General features: G+C 43.2%; 12 protein-coding genes. 10 read left to right on the forward strand and 2 right to left on the reverse strand.

Annotation, left to right across the window (positions count from 1 at the left end; all coding sequences use genetic code 11):
• Positions 1 to 95 precede the first annotated feature (95 nt).
• From metX to trhO, 5 genes are all read left to right on the forward strand, one after another.
• Positions 96 to 1,616 carry a homoserine O-acetyltransferase MetX gene (metX, locus tag IE130_RS04885; RefSeq protein WP_189584051.1) on the forward strand — a complete coding sequence of 507 codons (1,521 nt, stop codon included), beginning with the start codon at positions 96 to 98 and terminating at the stop codon, positions 1,614 to 1,616.
• Positions 1,613 to 2,230 carry a methionine biosynthesis protein MetW gene (gene metW / locus IE130_RS04890; RefSeq protein WP_010201738.1) on the forward strand — a complete coding sequence of 206 codons (618 nt, stop codon included), beginning with the start codon at positions 1,613 to 1,615 and terminating at the stop codon, positions 2,228 to 2,230. The genes metX and metW overlap by 4 nt, the downstream gene beginning before the upstream one ends.
• A 402-nt stretch (positions 2,231 to 2,632) precedes the next feature.
• A complete protein-coding gene (locus tag IE130_RS04895; protein ID WP_010201739.1) occupies positions 2,633 to 3,214 on the forward strand; it encodes a tetratricopeptide repeat protein in 582 nt (193 codons plus the stop codon).
• 172 nt (positions 3,215 to 3,386) lie between these two features.
• A complete protein-coding gene (locus IE130_RS04900) occupies positions 3,387 to 4,733 on the forward strand; it encodes an AbiH family protein (RefSeq protein ID WP_189582628.1) in 1,347 nt (448 codons plus the stop codon).
• Positions 4,734 to 4,999: 266 nt separating this feature from the next.
• Positions 5,000 to 6,088, forward strand: coding sequence for an oxygen-dependent tRNA uridine(34) hydroxylase TrhO (trhO, locus tag IE130_RS04905; RefSeq protein ID WP_227676135.1), 1,089 nt, complete (start codon positions 5,000 to 5,002; stop codon positions 6,086 to 6,088).
• A gap of 288 nt (positions 6,089 to 6,376) precedes the next feature.
• On the opposite strand, the gene serA is transcribed toward trhO, so the two are convergent.
• Positions 6,377 to 7,603: a phosphoglycerate dehydrogenase gene (gene serA, locus IE130_RS04910; protein ID WP_189582631.1), complete on the reverse strand. Its 1,227-nt coding sequence runs from the start codon at positions 7,601 to 7,603 to the stop codon at positions 6,377 to 6,379.
• A gap of 336 nt (positions 7,604 to 7,939) precedes the next feature.
• Between serA and IE130_RS04915 the strand changes: the two genes are divergently transcribed.
• Positions 7,940 to 9,382, forward strand: coding sequence for a D-2-hydroxyglutarate dehydrogenase (locus tag IE130_RS04915; protein ID WP_189582634.1), 1,443 nt, complete (start codon positions 7,940 to 7,942; stop codon positions 9,380 to 9,382).
• 86 nt (positions 9,383 to 9,468) lie between these two features.
• Here IE130_RS04915 and IE130_RS04920 read toward each other — a convergent pair whose 3' ends face one another.
• Entirely contained in the window at positions 9,469 to 10,095 is a 627-nt protein-coding gene (locus IE130_RS04920; RefSeq protein ID WP_189582637.1) for a BLUF domain-containing protein, read from the reverse strand.
• Positions 10,096 to 10,867: 772 nt separating this feature from the next.
• Between IE130_RS04920 and IE130_RS04925 the strand changes: the two genes are divergently transcribed.
• From IE130_RS04925 to lspA, 4 genes are all read left to right on the forward strand, one after another.
• Complete coding sequence (locus IE130_RS04925; protein WP_189582640.1) at positions 10,868 to 12,505, forward strand: carbon-nitrogen hydrolase family protein; 1,638 nt, start codon at positions 10,868 to 10,870, stop codon at positions 12,503 to 12,505.
• Between the two features lie 120 nt (positions 12,506 to 12,625).
• Positions 12,626 to 13,177: a protein disulfide oxidoreductase gene (locus IE130_RS04930; RefSeq protein ID WP_189582643.1), complete on the forward strand. Its 552-nt coding sequence runs from the start codon at positions 12,626 to 12,628 to the stop codon at positions 13,175 to 13,177.
• A 430-nt stretch (positions 13,178 to 13,607) separates the two neighbouring features.
• Positions 13,608 to 16,469, forward strand: coding sequence for an isoleucine--tRNA ligase (gene ileS, locus IE130_RS04935; RefSeq protein WP_189582646.1), 2,862 nt, complete (start codon positions 13,608 to 13,610; stop codon positions 16,467 to 16,469).
• On the forward strand, positions 16,462 to 17,112 hold the full coding sequence (gene lspA, locus IE130_RS04940) for a signal peptidase II (protein ID WP_189582649.1): 651 nt from the start codon (positions 16,462 to 16,464) through the stop codon (positions 17,110 to 17,112). The genes ileS and lspA overlap by 8 nt, the downstream gene beginning before the upstream one ends.
• The last annotated feature ends 15 nt before the right edge of the window (positions 17,113 to 17,127 follow it).

Raw genomic sequence — 17,127 nt, forward strand, 5'->3', positions numbered from 1 at the left:
CTATTTTTTATTGATAATTGTCGTCTTGCGAGGTAGCTTTGAACGCACGTCCTGATAGTACTACCAGTGACCACTCCCCAAAAGATCACGCTCATGTGGATAGCTCAGTCGATACCGTTGGCTCAGTTGGAATCGTCACACCACAGAACTTCCATTTCGCTGAACCCTTGACCTTGGAGTGCAATCGAACCTTGCCCTCGTTTGACTTGATGGTAGAGACTTATGGCACTCTCAATAGCGATAAATCAAATGCGATATTAATTTGTCACGCCTTATCTGGTAATCATCATGCGGCAGGCAGGTACAGTGCCGATGATAAAAAGGCAGGCTGGTGGGACAATATGATTGGCCCTAATAAGGCCATCGATACCAATCAATTTTATGTGGTGTGCCTCAATAATATCGGCAGCTGCTTTGGCTCGACGGGTCCAACGACGATTAATCCAGACAGTATTAATTCAAATAGTGTCAAGCCAAACAGCATCGATTCAGAAAAAGCAGACAACGCTAGCGCATCAGAAGTTTACGGCCCTGACTTTCCGTTAGTCACCATCAAAGACTGGGTCAAAACCCAAGCCATGCTCTCAGATCGTCTCGGTATCGATGTTTGGCATGCTATCGTCGGTGGCTCTATGGGCGGTATGCAGGCGCTGCAATGGTCGGTCGATTACCCTGATAGGCTGAAACGCTGTGTTGTCATCGCCAGCACACCGAAGCTCTCCGCACAAAACATTGCCTTTAATGAAGTGGCGCGGCAGTCCATTCTGTCCGATCCGGATTTTAAAGACGGGCGCTATTTACAAGCTGGCACCTACCCTCGTCGCGGACTAATCCTCGCACGGATGGTTGGTCATATCACCTATTTGACCGATGATGCGATGAAAGCTAAATTCGGTCGTGATTTAAAATCTGGCAAATTTATGTATGGCTATGATGTCGAGTTTCAGGTTGAGAGCTATCTACGCTACCAAGGCGAGCGCTTTAGCGAAAACTTCGATGCCAATACTTATTTGCTTATGACCAAAGCGTTAGACTATTTTGACCCAACGCGTGGCTATCTGTCAGTACAATCATCCGTACAGCCATCAACCCAGTCAATAGCACCATCAGTAGACTCTACAAATCCGTCGGAGTCAGTAGCGCTACTTGAGGCCTCAATCGCGGCGTCTGTCGAAACGACCGAAAATGCGACCGAAAAATCCGCTGAATATGAGCTTGCAGATGACTTACCTACTCACAACTTAAAAACTGATAATGAAACCGACAATGACAATGACGCTCAAACTGACAATGAAATTGATCGTCAGCAAGAATTAGCGGCGCTCAAAGCGGCCTTCGCCCACACTCAGTGTCAGTACTTAGTGGTGTCGTTTACCACCGATTGGCGCTTTGCCCCTGAGCGTTCGCAAGAGATTGTCGATGCCTTAATGGCGACTGGTAAACCCGTCAACTATATCAATGTCGATGCACCGCATGGTCACGATTCCTTCTTATTCGATATCCCCCGTTATATGGGTGCCGTCAGAGGATTTTTGACCGCGCCATTCATCACGGACAGCCAGTCAAAAAATAGTCAGTCGAAAAACAGCCATCAGAAAACTGGAGAGCACTCATGAGAATGGATCATCAATTGGCTGAGCGTTGGATTGCCCCGCAGTCCCATGTACTAGACTTAGGCTGTGGCAATGGTGAATTGCTCGCGCACTTACAACAAAATCGCGGCGTGACGGGATATGGGCTTGAGATTGACGAAGAAAAAATCAATGATGGTATCGCCAAAGGGTTGTCCATCATCGAGCAAGATCTGAACGATGGTCTCGCGCGTTTCGCTGATGATAGCTTCGATACCGTCGTCATGGCACGTGCCCTGCAAGCGGTCAAGTCACCAGATGTGCTCTTGCTCGATATGCTGCGAGTTGCCCGCGAAGCAGTTATCACCTTCCCTAACTTTGCCCATTGGCAAAACCGGCTGCATTTAGGGCTTAAAGGCATGATGCCCGTTTCAGAAGCGCTGCCTTATGAATGGTATAACACGCCAAATATTCATCTATGTACCTTTAAAGACTTTGAGCAGCTTTGTGCCAAGCATGACATTCATATTATTAACCGCTTCGCCGTTAGTGATTCGGAAAAAGGTCACACACCGCTCATGAAAGCATTGATACGCCAAGCGCCAAATCTACTGGCAGACGTCGCTATTTACCGCGTGACCAAACAAAAACCCGTATAGTCATAGGCAATTCCACTTCCTTTTAAGCTATCTAGTGATGGCTAATAAACACCTTTTTAACCTTAATACATTGTTAATTCTTTATTACCTCTTAGTAACTCTATGATTTTGTTGAGGACGCTAAGGTAGTGTTGAGGATTAAATCGTGTAATTAGTATTTGAGTTTCGTAAGTTTGGGTGTTAAGCTAGCAAAATAGTGTCAACCGCACCCTGATTTCGACCGTTTATCGGTCCGACTAACGGTGATTGCGACACTCAACGATTAATTATATTGCTAATAATTAGGTAGGTTTATATCGCAAGATTTCACCTAATTGTTATCACCGCCTAACTGTCTTTAGCGAGACAATGTTTAGCGGTACAACTCTTTTTGCCTATTAACTGCCTAATTTTGGAGCTGCTATGAAATTATTAAAAGCTGCGTTGTTCACTGCCTTGTTTTCTTGTGCCGGCCTTGCCAACGCTGAGTTAATATCAAACGTGCCACTTGATACCTCACGTTTTGAGCTAATGCCTGTCAGTGAATTGTCTAATCGTGCTGCCCAAGGCAACGATCACGCTCAGTTTTACTTAGCCAAACGTTTGCAAAAAGGTGAAGGCATTGCCCAAAACACCCAGCAAGCCATCCAATGGTATACCAAAGCGGCTCAGCAAGGCGTTGCCCCTGCTCAGTTGAATCTTGCCATCATGTACTTACGCGGTGAAGGTGTGCAGCCTAACTTGCAACAAGCGAAAGTTTGGTTAGAGAAAGCGGCGATGCGTGGCGATAACCGTGCCAGCTATACTCTTGCACTGTTAGATGAGAAGCAAAAGAATTTGGTCGATGCTTATAAATGGTACGACTTGGCTGCCCGTGATGGCATGCTAGATGAAAAAGTACGTAACAAAGCACGCGGTAAAATCGGTCAGTTGGCATTGAACTTATCAAGCTCAGATATTGCTAGTGCCCGTAGCAAAGCCGATACTTGGTTTCAGAGTAAGTAATATTTAATTTTGCCTTACACAGTGAATATAAAAAAAGCTCAGTATTTTACTGGGCTTTTTTGTTGTCTATAGAAAATGGGTATTACTTCGGTAAAATAAAATTTAGTGTACTAAAATTTGCTATTATCAGAACAGTGATTTTCAAAAATATAGTAATTGTAAGGGTAGCATTATGAGCGGAACGGCTAAAATACTTATACTAGGCAATGGCTTTGACTTAGCCCATTTCTTACCGACCAAATATGATCATTTTATGCATGCCATGCGTAATGTGGAAAACTACAATAAAGATGATCCAATGGGTTTTGAGGATTTATATACAGATTTGCTAAGTAGTGAGAATTACTTTTTTGATAATACTGCTAAGCTTTATAAAACTCAGGATATTACGTTATCACTCCCAGAGGTCAACGAGCTTAGAAAAAAATTGAAGAACAATGGTTGGTTTCAGTACTTTAAAAGTTATATTGATAGTGGGATTGATACTTGGATTGACTTTGAGAATTCAATGGAACTATCTTTAGATGCTATTTGTTATATCATATCTGAAACAAAAAACGATACGAAAAATGATACGAAAAACCTTTACAGATTGAGAAGCAGTGACAAGTTAGTTCTACATGAAAATTTATTTAACAATAATGTCAATAGAAATTATCCCTTCATTGATGATTTCATTACAAGTTTTGCTATTGCAAAAAGGGGCTTCACACAGTATGGAAATCATCTAATTTTCAACAAATCTTTTGTTAAGTACTATTTAGGTAACCCTGTAGATATACACCACTCTAATATAATAAAAACGTTAGAAAAACACTTAGTACATTTTATAAAAATATTTTCTGAGTACATTGCCCTTGTTGATAAATTAGAAGTAAAAAATGCTTTAAAAAAGCCAGAAATTTTTGAAAAAGATTTGGATGCTATTTATAGCTTCAATTACTCATCTACTATTGAACGTTTGTATAGCCATTCTAATATCAATTTTATACATGGAAAATCTGATAAGAAAATCGTTTTAGGCATCTCTGAACTCAAAAATCAAGTTCTTATGGACAATAAAGCTTATGGATTTGTTAAGTACTATCAAAAGCTTGTTAATAATACTGATTATCAATTTCTCAAGTCTGACTCTCCAGTTACAGCGTTAGAAAAAAACATGAAAAACCAAAGTCTAACTAAGTACCACCCTATTGAGATTTATATTTGGGGACATTCTTTAGACTCTTCCGATAGTGATTATATTCATGAAATCTTTTCATTTAATCAGAGTGAAAAATTCTCTGTAAGAGTCATTGTTTATTATTATTCTGAACCGCATGCTCAATTATCCAATCTAATACATATATTAGGTAAAGATCTCGTTGAAACTTGGATGAAAAATAAATGGTTAGAGTTTATCCAAACACCTGACATACATAGCCTAAATTTCGATAATAATTATCTTGATAATAGTGCCAGCGAATTCTCAAAAACTGTATCTAGTCCAAAAGAAACGTTTAGACCAATCTTCAATTAGTCTGCTGATATTCTTACATTATAAACTATTCAAAACTTCCCTAATATTTGCTACACTACTCGCGCATTAGCTAATCCCACAATAGGGCTAGTGTTATACCTCATTCTAAACTAACAAAGTCTATTTCAAATGAATGCGATATAAGGAAGCCGAGCACAGATTGTACCCAAAGTACATCAAGCGAGGATGACACCATAGCGTGTTTATTAGAATAAGACTGTTAACCCAACGCACTAGGTTTGCGACCTAGCCAGCAGGAGAAACACATGAGCACCACTCAAGATAGCGTTACCAAAAACAGTAGCATCCAAGACGGCACGGTAACTGATGACAAGTCAGCCCCCGTTTATGATAGCGTCACCAATAATATCGTCGTTGCTGCCCTTTATAAGTTCACGCGCTTTGCTGACTTTGAGCAATATCGTGAGCCTATCCTAAACACTATGCTCGATAATGACGTCAAAGGCACTTTGTTGATTGCCGCTGAAGGCATTAACGGGACGATTTCTGGCACGCGCCAAAGTATTGACACCGTTCTTGATTACCTGCGTAGTATCGAAGCGATTGGCAGTTTTACCTTTAAAGAATCTTATACTGATGCTCAGCCTTTTTATCGTACTAAGGTGAAGCTCAAAAAAGAAATCGTCACCATGGGTGTCGAAAATATCGATCCTTTGCAGTCGGTCGGTCGTTATGTAAAACCAAGCGACTGGAATGCGCTAATCTCTGATCCTGAGGTTATGCTCATCGATACGCGTAACGATTATGAGGTGCAAATCGGTACGTTTCAAAATGCGGTCAACCCGAATACGGAAACCTTCCGTGAGTTCCCAGAGTATGTAGCAAAAGAGCTTGACCCAGCGAAGCATAAAAAAGTTGCGATGTTCTGTACGGGTGGTATTCGCTGTGAGAAATCTACTGCCTACTTACGAGAGCAAGGATTTGAAGAGGTTTATCATCTAGAAGGCGGCATCCTAAAATATCTAGAAGAAGTACCTGCCAGCGACTCTATGTGGGAAGGCGATTGCTTCGTCTTTGACAATCGCGTGTCGGTCAATCACAATTTAGAAAAAGGCAGCTATGAGCAATGCTTCGCTTGCCGTATGCCCATTACTCAAGATGATATGCAAAGCTCCGCCTATATCAAAGGTGAGTCATGCCCGCATTGTATTGAGAAGGCAACCGATGAGCAAAAAGCGCGATTCCGTGAGCGTGAGCATCAAATGCAGCTGGCACAAAAGCGCGGCGAAGCGCATATCGGTAGTGACGTGATGGATGTCATAGAAAAGCGTAAAATGGCTAAGATAGAAGCCCGCCGCCAAGCGGAAGAAGCCAATCACAACAAAGCCAAATAAATCGATATCTTAATTAGGGCCTGTCTTCAATTCACTCGATAGTCGTCTAAATGGGCTAAAAATGGCTAAATCTTGCCAAACATCGTCAAATAGCTGGTTAATATCCCGATATTATCTGCGCTATTTTTCTTGTTTGACGGCAATTTATCTCATTTTTATCGCCATTTTTGAAATGAAGACACGTCCTAGACTTTGAAGGTGTATAAAAAAAGAGAGGCTCTAATTAATAGAGCCTCTCTTTTTTGTGCTTACTGTCTATAACTGTAAAGTTACGACATAAACGTCACTCTAGAATAAGATACGCACGCGAATCGTCTCTTCTACGTCTTTCAGCTGATCTAACGCAGCGGTCGAATCATTGTAATCGACATCCATGACCAGATAGCCGACATCGCCTTCCGTCATTAAACTCTGTGCCAAGATGTTGATATGCGCTTCAGCAAACAAGCGGTTAATCTGTGACAGTACGCCCGGTACGTTTTTGTGAATGTGCAGCAGACGATGCGAGTTTTCTTTGAATGGAACAGACACTTCTGGGAAGTTAACAGCGGTCGCCGTATCACCTTGATCAGAGTATCTGACGAATTTATCCGCTACTTCCAAACCAATATTAGCCTGCGCTTCTTGAGTTGAACCACCGATATGCGGGGTCAAGATAACATTGTCAAATTTACGTAGTGGTGACTCAAACTCTTGGTCAGCAGATTTTGGCTCTTTTGGAAACACGTCAATCGCCGCGCCCAAGATTTTACCAGACTCAAGCACAGCAGCTAGGTCGTCAATTTCGACGCACGTACCACGTGCAGCATTGATAAAGTAACTGCCTTCTTTCATTTGAGCGAATTGTTCAGCTTTCATCATATAGCGTGTGCTTGGGACATCAGGTACATGCAAGGTCACGATGTCGGCAGTTGATAACAGCTCCTCTAAACTTCCCACTTGTACCGCATTACCTAATGGCAACTTGGTGACAGCATCATGATAAATGACTTTCATGCCGAAGCTTTCTGCCAATACTGACAGTTGTGAGCCGATAGAGCCGTAACCGACGATACCGATGGTCTTACCACGCACTTCATGCGAGTTGGTGGCAGACTTACCCCAACCGCCGCGATGCACAGTCGCATTCTTTTCAGGAATGCCGCGATACAGCATAATAGCTTCGGCCAATACCAGTTCAGCCACCGAGCGGGTATTTGAGTATGGGGCGTTAAAGACTGGAATACCCAGTTCACGAGCGGCTTCTAAGTCTACTTGGTTGGTACCGATACAGAAGCAACCAATACCGATCAGCTTGTGCGCATGCTCAAGTACTTCACGAGTCAGCTGCGTGCGCGAGCGAATACCAATAAAGTGAGCGTCTTTAATCTTTTCGATCAGCTCATCTTGATCCAGCGCGTGACTGATATTTTCGATGTTATGATAGCCAGCACCTTCCAATACTTTTAGAGCATTGGCATGTAGACCTTCAAGCAATAAAAAACGTATTTTATCTTTCTGTAGTGATAACGCCATATGAGAACTGTCCTATAATTGTCTTATAAAAATCATCAGTGGGATAAGTCTGAGGGATGAAACGAAAACAGTCCCGATATCTTACACAAAATTCGACGTCGATGTTAGGAGATTAGATGAATTATTGGTTATCAAGCCTGAAAAATTTTTATGCTATAGTGAATCATTCTGTTTGAAACTGACCAGACCATTTTTTTGTGATTTACAACCTGCCATATAGACAGATTATCACCTACTTATTACCATCACGAGCTGACTGATCACTGAATTTAGAGATATTTCGTTATATAATAGTCAACCCCAGCATCGTGTTTACGCTAATATTGAGATTTTACCATGACGCCAACTACCGCTCAGCCTACACCCGAAACCAATACAGCTGCCGTCCAAGCTATTTTGAGTACTTTAATTGATACTCATGAGTTTGATGCCAGCCAAATCAAAACCGACGCTGAGAGCTTAGAACATTGGGGCAAGGACTGGACCAAGCATTTTGCGCCTGCCGCTGCCGCCATCGTCTTTCCAAAAACCACCGAGCAAGTGCAATCTATCGTACTCCTTGCCAACGAGCACAACGTTGTTCTGACTCCAAGTGGCGGTCGTACTGGTCTATCAGCTGGCGCCGTGGCTGCTAATGGTGAAATCGTCGTTAGTATGGATAAGATGAACCGTATCGGACAGTTTTATCCTGCGGATCGCATGATCGAGATTGAAGCAGGTGTTGTCACTCAGCAGTTGCAACAGTTCGCTGAATCAAAAGACCTCTACTACCCTGTCGATTTTGCCTCAGCAGGCTCAAGTCAAATCGGTGGCAATATCGGCACCAATGCTGGCGGTATCAAAGTGATTCGTTATGGCATGACCCGTCAATGGATCATGGGGCTGACTGTGGTCACTGGTAAAGGTGATATCTTGCACCTCAATCGCGGTATGGTAAAGAACGCCACGGGTTATGATCTGCGCCAATTATTTATCGGTAGCGAAGGCACGCTAGGGTTTGTCACCCATGCACAGATCAAGCTTGAGCGTCAGCCACAAGACTTAAACGTCATGGTGCTCGGTATGGACAGCTTTAACGATGTTATGAATGTATTGTCTGCCTTTCAAGCGCAGATTGATTTAACGGCATTTGAGTTCTTTGATGACGTGGCGATTGATAAGCTAATGGCGCATGGTCAAGTACAAGAGCCGTTTGAGTCGCGTACCAAGTTTTATACACTATTAGAGTTTGAAGCACCGTACGAGCCTATCATGGATAAGGCGATGGCGATATTTGAGCATTGTATGGAGCAAGGTTGGGTCGTCGATGGGGTGATGAGTCAAAGTCTCGCGCAGGCTGAAGAGCTGTGGAAATTGCGTGAGTATATCTCTGAGACTATCTCAGTATTTACCCCTTATAAAAATGATGTCTCTGTACTGATAAGCCATGTGCCTGAATTTATCACCAAGATTGATCACATTGTCAGCAGTAACTATCCTGACTTTGAAGTGTGCTGGTTCGGTCATATCGGCGATGGCAATTTGCATCTGAATATTCTAAAACCTGAAAATATGAGCAAAGATGATTTTTTTGCAGAGTGTCAGATCGTCAACAAACACGTGTTTGAGACGGTACAGAAGTATGGCGGATCAGTCTCTGCTGAGCATGGCGTGGGCATGACCAAAAAGCCTTATTTACACTACAGCCGCAGCGAGACTGAGATTGATTACTTACGGGAGGTCAAAAAAGTTTTTGATCCCAATAACATTATGAACCGTGGTAAGATTTTTGATATGTGATTGGTATTTTAATCGCTTACCTCAAATAAAAAGACGCTAAACTCAAAAGTTAGCGTCTTTTTTAGCTCAGCTATAAAACTTATAATTTATAAATACAACAGTATCAGCGCTACTACCAGCAACATACTCAAAAAGCCTTGAACGATTAAAAAGGCCTGATGCGGTGCCGCGATATGACGAAACATATTGCCCAGTGCATTATAAGTAATGCCAGCGGCTTTTATATGTGGCGGGCTATCAAACGTTTTGATAATCTGCAAAAATTGCTCCGTACGCTTCGAGGTCCAGCCATGCGGGGCAAACGGTAAAAAAGGCGACAACTGCATGGCTTGCTTCTTGGTCGCTGGCGACCACAACCAACGCTCCAAAAATAGCAGGCGCATACGCCAATCAGCAAAGCTACGCTGATCGATCACTTGTAATAGCAAGACTTGCACATTTTTATGACGACTATCGGCAAAAATACGCTTTTGCAAAGCCAGCACGTTTGATTTTTCACCTTCAATACATTGTAAGAAGTGACCATTGCCATAACATAAAGTACCCGTAATACCATGCTGTTCATTATAGTCCCGAGCATGACCTTCTACTTCATCAAATATTGAGGCTTTTAAGCGCGTGCTGAGGGTGATACTACTGACATACACCAATTGAACCAATGCTGAATCCTCTACTGTTTCTAGAGGGTCGACCGTATGTGTCAAGGGTGCCATAAAATAATCCTAAAAAGCCGCCTATAGACCGCAAAATGAAGTAAGTAAAACAAAAACCACGTTCAGACCAAGCAAAGACAGGGACATCGATTCACAAAAACGTAGCAAATATTTACTACGCGGGACTGTCATTGACCCGCTACATTGGTATGATAACTATCGAAATATAAAGTAATAAGCCAAGCCATGATGAATAAGCGAAGCCAAAAGTAATAGGAGACGCTACAGAATTTCGATGCTGTTATATTAGAGACTGTTAGATTAGATACTAATTATTAGACTAGGGCGTATCCTCATTTAGATTGTGAGGCTTAAAATGAGGAAAATTGCAGCCAAACAAGGAAGAAATTGCCGTAAATATGAACATATTGACAAAGTTTCTGACGATGTTTGGCAAAATTTAACCATTTTAAGACCACTAAATGTATCCATGTGCTAATTGATGACACGCCCTAGGTACTATTAGAACAGATGCTATTCATGCAAGTACGATTGATTCAGCTACTAACAAGGTCAGTCTTCTTAAATGTAGACACTTGCAAACCTGTTAAAGCCCTCATTAAAACTTTTATATGATATGTAATTGCTATAACTCATTGTAAATAAAAAGATAAATTATTGTAACGATTATATAAGCGTATTGGAATATTTTTATCGCTTTTGTTACACAAAAATCTTTAGGTCTATATATAGCTATAGACACTACATCAGATACTATACCGCACAACGCATTAATTTTACGATATTCATTAACACCGCAGACAGGAACCTTATGAGTAAAATCGAAAAAATAGACGACTTTCACCTCACGATTGCTGAGATCAAGAAAAAAGATTATCCGCAGTTGAAAGCATTGATGGACCGTGTTTATGTAAATTTGGGCGGTGCATGGTCAAAGACCACTATTCATACCTTGATTGATGCCTTTCCTGAAGGGCAGATTGCAATGTTTGATCATGATCAGCTGATCGGTATCGTTCTCTCTATGCGCGTGGACTATGCCAAGTTCTCGAATCCGCATACCTATGATGATTTGATTGGGCACAAAGAAATCATTAGAGACAATCCAGAAGGTGATGCTATTTATGGCTTGGATGCGCTGATTGACCCTGAGTATCGTGGCTACCGTTTGGGTCGTCGTCTTTATGATGCGCGTAAAGAGCTGTGCCGCCAGCTGAACTTCCGAGCTATCTTGGCTGGAGGCCGCATTCCTAATTACTACAATCACAAAGATTTAACCCCTGGTGAGTATATCGATGCGGTCGAATCACGTGAAATCCATGACTCTGCCCTTTCCTTTCAGCTATCCAACGGTTTTATCGTTAAGCGTATTTTGACCGCTTATCTGCCAGATGATGCCCAATCTAAAGGCTTTGCTACGCTACTTGAGTGGGCCAATATTTATTATGAACCGCAAGATTATAAGCCGAATACCCGTAAGTCAGAAGTGCGTATCGGTGGTATCCAGTGGCAAATGCGTGAAGTTGAATCGCCTGAGGAGCTCTTGCAACAAGTAGAATTCTTTGTCGATGTCATGGCCGATTACAATTCAGACTTTGCTTGCTTACCAGAGTTCTTTAACGCGCCATTAATGGGTCTGTGTGAATCCACCGATCAAAACATCGCGATTCGCTTTTTGGCCGGTTACACCGAATGGTTCAAAAACGAAGTCTCGCATCTGGCAGTCAGTTATAACGTCAACGTTATTGTCGGCTCCATGCCGTTAATAGACGAAAACGATACATTATACAATGTCAGCTATTTGTGTCGCCGCGATGGTACGGTCGAAGAGCAGCGCAAAATCCATATTACGCCGCATGAGCGTAGCGCTTGGGTGATCGAAGGTGGTGACGAGGTCAAAGTATTTGACACGGATGCCGGTCGTATTGGTATCTTGGTCTGTTATGACGTTGAGTTTCCTGAGCTTGCGCGCTTACTGGCGCTTGACGATATGGATATTTTGTTTGTACCTTTCTGGACAGATACCAAAAACGGCTATTTACGTGTGCGCCACTGTGCCCAAGCGCGAGCCATTGAAAACGAATGCTATGTCATGATTTGCGGCTCAGTAGGCAACTTACCGCAAGTTGAGAGCTTAGATATTCAGTATGCACAGTCATCGATTTTTTCACCGTCAGACTTTGCTTTTCCGCATGATGCGATTATGGCCGAAACAACAGCAAACACTGAGATGATCTTTTTCTCAGATGTGAACTTAGATAAGCTGACTCACGTCCGTAACGAAGGCTCGGTACATAACCTGATTGACCGCCGTGATGATTTGTTTAGCTTAAAATGGAAACGAAAAGCCAAGATTCCAGCGAGCAAATTAACCGACGAAGAGCGCCGTGAAAACTCAGGCAGTGTGCTCATTGGTGATCCATTGCAAAATCGTGCACAGAAGCCTTAATCGGTTATCTTAAAAAGTAACCACTAAAAAAAGTTACATAAAGTTGATGAGTAATACGGCTGACATTTCAGCCGTTTATTTTTATCTATCAAACACATTTAGAGCAAAAATGCAGCCATTATGACGACTGATCTCACAAGTAAAAAAGATAGTTTTAAGAAGACACCAAAGCAAAAAGTGCTTTCTATAGTTAAAACCCTGCTGATATATGGTTTGATGTTTGCCGTTATTTATATCGCCATCAATTGGTGGCGACAACCCGTCATGCCAGCCAACCCACAATTGCAATTGATAGACTACCAAGGACAAACGGTTGATTTAGCGGCACTGAGTCAGGAGAAGCCGACGCTGGTATATTTTTGGGGTACGTGGTGTTCAGTCTGTAGTTTCACCTCGCCAACCATAAACAAACTTGCCGCCGCAAATGATTATCCGGTCGTTACGGTTGCCATTAAATCAGGCACTGATCAAGAGCTGCACCGCTACCTTAATGAAAACAGTTATCGCTTTACCACGGTCAATGATCAAGAAGGAGAGATATTTGCTGATTGGCAAGGGCAAGTCACGCCTTCTTATATCATCTTAAAAGATGGCGAGATGACGCAAGGATTGACAGGTATTCAACCACTCTGGTCGCTTAAATTGCGCTTGTGGTTATCCTCCGTTTTTTAGACCTACGCCAATTAGGCATCATTCAATAAGTAGGCAATCAAACTTGCCAGACCTATGATTTAATGAGCAAAGTATTTATGCTGACATAAATGATTGGTTTTGGCTAAAAACAGGACGATACTGACCAGCTCTTTTTACCCTTCCCGTTTTGTCATATAATAGCTGCCGTTATCATCGGTGCTAGACTAATTATTCTGATAAATGCATTTTTTGTTGCAATCGTCCCGTTAGTATTTATTATGGACGTAACTATTCACAAGCAACCTATTGTAAGCAACGTTGTCTAAGACAAAAAACGAGTATCGATTATCAAATATTTGACCCCATATTATATTTAACGTTAAGCTTAAATTTCACACCTGACTTTACATCAATTTTTTAGTCACTTTTTAACCTATCTTTTAACCTACTTTTTAAAAAGACACCTTCTATGACTGATAAAAGTACTGATACGCCAAGCCAAGACTATAAAGACACGCTAAATCTTGCCGATACGCCCTTTGCCATGCGCGCAAACCTTGCCAAACGTGAGCCAGATTGGCTGGCTGCGTGGGAAGCGGATGACGTGTACGGCAAAATTCGCAAGGCGCGTACAGGTGCGACCAAATATATCTTGCACGATGGCCCTCCTTACGCCAACGGTCAAATTCACTTAGGTCATGCAGTCAATAAAGTGCTTAAAGACATTATCGTAAAGTCAAAAACCTTATCAGGCTTTGATGCACCTTATGTGCCCGGTTGGGATTGTCATGGTCTGCCTATCGAGCAAAAGGTCGAAGCCAAGGTTGGCAAAGTCGGTCAAAAAGTCTCTGCGACTGAATTCCGTGGTCTGTGCCGCGAATATGCAAGCACGCAGATTGAGCTACAAAAGGCAGACTTTAAACGTCTGGGTGTGTTTGGTGATTGGGACAATCCTTATTTAACGATGAACTTCCATCAAGAAGCCAACATCGTACGCGCACTGGCCAAAATCCATGACAATGGTCATGTCACTCGCGGTATGAAACCAGTCAACTGGTGCTTGGACTGTAGCTCTGCGCTGGCTGAGGCCGAAGTGGAATACCAAGACAAAGTCTCTGATGCGATCTATGTCAGTTTTGATGTGCTTGATACGCAAAAGGTTGCCGCATTGAGCGAGATTGATGGCAATATCGCAGCGGTCATTTGGACGACGACGCCTTGGACGTTACCAGCTAACCAAGCCATCGCCGTACATCCTGAGCATGACTATAGTGTGGTGGCGACTGAAAAAGGCAACTTCTTATTAGCGACTGATTTGGTTGAAAGCGCACTGACTGAGTTTAAACTTAGCAATGAAGGTGTATTGGCAACTGTATCCGGACGTGAGCTTGAAGGTCTACGCGCCCAGCATCCACTGATTGTAGACCGTCAAGTGCCACTTATCTTAGGCGATCACGTAACCACGGATAGCGGTACTGGCTTAGTCCATACCGCACCGGGTCACGGTCTCGACGATTATATCGTTGGTCTGAAATATGATTTACCAGTTGAAAACCCAGTAAGCGGTACGGGCGTCTATTTAGACAGCGCAGCGGTATTTGCAGGCGAGCATATTTATAAAGCCAATCCAAAAATCATCGCTGCCCTACATGACAACGGTCATCTCGTTAGCCATACCAAGATTGAGCACAGCTATCCGCATTGCTGGCGTCATAAATCACCGATTATCTTCCGCGCCACGCCGCAGTGGTTTATTAGTATGGAAACCAAAGGTTTACGTGAGCGCGCGCTTGCCGATATTCCAGCAGTCAATTGGACGCCAGCATGGGGACAGAACCGCATTGAATCAATGATGACGGGTCGCCCAGATTGGTGTATTTCACGCCAGCGTACATGGGGCGTACCGATTGCCTTTTTCACTCATAAAGAAACGGGTAAACTACATCCAAACACGCTTGAACTCATGGAAACTGCCGCGCAAAAAATTGAGGCAGGCGGTGTGGAAGCTTGGTTTGATGCCAGCTGTGAAGACTTCTTAGGTGCAGAAGCGGCTGACTATGACAAAGCGACTGACACATTAGATGTTTGGTTTGACTCAGGTACGACGCATTTTGCCGTACTGGAGCAACGCGATGAATTGACCAATCCTGCTGATCTGTACCTAGAAGGCTCTGACCAACATCGTGGTTGGTTCCAGACGTCGTTATTAACCTCTGAGGCCATGTACGAGCGTCCACCGTTTAAGCAAGTACTGACCCATGGTTTTGTGGTCGATGAAAACGGTCGCAAGATGAGTAAATCACTGGGCAATATCATCACGCCACAAGAAGAGATTAACAAAACAGGTGCGGATATGCTGCGCTTGTGGATTGCGTCGAGCGATTATCGTTATGAGATGAGTGCAGGCAAAACGGTCTTTAAAGGCGCAATCGACATGTATCGCCGTATCCGGAATACCTTGCGTTTCTTGCTTGCCAATACCGATGACTTTGATCCAGCAACCAACAGCATTGATATCAATGAGCTGGTCAGCCTTGATAAGTTTATCATTGAGCGTACGCAAACGGTGCAAGCACAAATCATCGACGCCTATGATGCAATGGACTTCCACCAAGTCACTCAGCTTATTGCCGCGTTTTGCTCGCAAGACTTAGGCAGCTTCTACTTAGATATTATTAAAGATCGTCAGTACACCACCCAGACTGATGGACAGCCGCGTCGCTCTGCGCAAACGGCTATTTATCATATCGCCCAAGCGTTGATTCGCTGGATTACGCCGATTTTGTCGTTCACCGCCCAAGAAGCGTGGGAAGTGTTAGAAGGTAAAAACGGCAATGAAGCAGGCTATGTGTTTACCGAAGAATGGTATACCTTCCCAGAGTTTGAGCTAAGCGCGATCAGTACTGATGATTGGCAACGTATCATGCTAGCCAAAGATATGGTGAATAAGCATATCGAAACCGCACGCGGTGAAAAAATCATTAATGCTAACTTATCTGCTGATGTTGATTTATATGCTGACGGTGCGATGCATGAAAGCTTAGCCAAGCTTGGCGAAGAGCTACGTTTTGTACTAATTACTAGTAGCGCAACATTAAAACCAATGAGTGATGCTCCTGCTGCTGCTAAGAATGACGCCACAGAGCAAGCTGAAAGCAGCACCAAAGAAACGGCAGACTTAGTGGTCAATGTTAGCGCCGCGACGGGCACCAAATGCGTGCGCTGCTGGCATATCCGTAACGACATTGGTACAGATGCCACACACCCTGAACTATGTGCCCGCTGCGTCACTAATGTGACGGGTAACGGCGAGGTGCGCCACTATGCCTAATCCGACACCTAACTCAGCGCCCAACCAATCAGAGTCACCTGAAGACAAGCAGCCGCAGTCTAAGGTCGACCACTCACCAACCCCTGCCCATGCAACAACGGGCAGTTCAACGACACCGAGAAGTCGCTTGACTAAAGCACCAAAGATGATTGCTAATGGCAGTCGTGCTTTTATGTGGTATTTGGTGTCACTGGTTGTACTTATCATCGATCAGTGGACGAAGTGGCTGGCTGAGACCAACCTGACTTTCCATGAGCCAGTGCCTGTTATCGAACCGTTTCTTAATTGGACTTTAGCATACAATTATGGCGCTGCTTTTAGCTTTTTGGCGGATGCAGGCGGTTGGCAGAAGTGGTTTTTTTCGGGACTTGCTCTAATCATGTCGCTGTTTTTAATCATCTATCTGATTAAAGCACCTCGTAAAGCCACGCTATTATCGCTTGGACTGGCTTTAGTGCTTGGCGGTGCAGTTGGTAACTTAATAGATCGTCTGCTACATGGTCACGTGATCGACTTCATTCATGTACACAATGCTGACGTTTGGCATTATCCGATATTTAACATCGCGGATATGGGCATCAGTATCGGTGTCGCGATGATTGTCATCGATATGCTATTTTTAGAAAAGAAGCGTGAGGTTTAGCGCTTACAATCGTAC

Source organism: Psychrobacter glaciei, assembly GCF_014652895.1.
Taxonomy (GTDB): Bacteria; Pseudomonadota; Gammaproteobacteria; order Pseudomonadales; family Moraxellaceae; genus Psychrobacter; species Psychrobacter glaciei.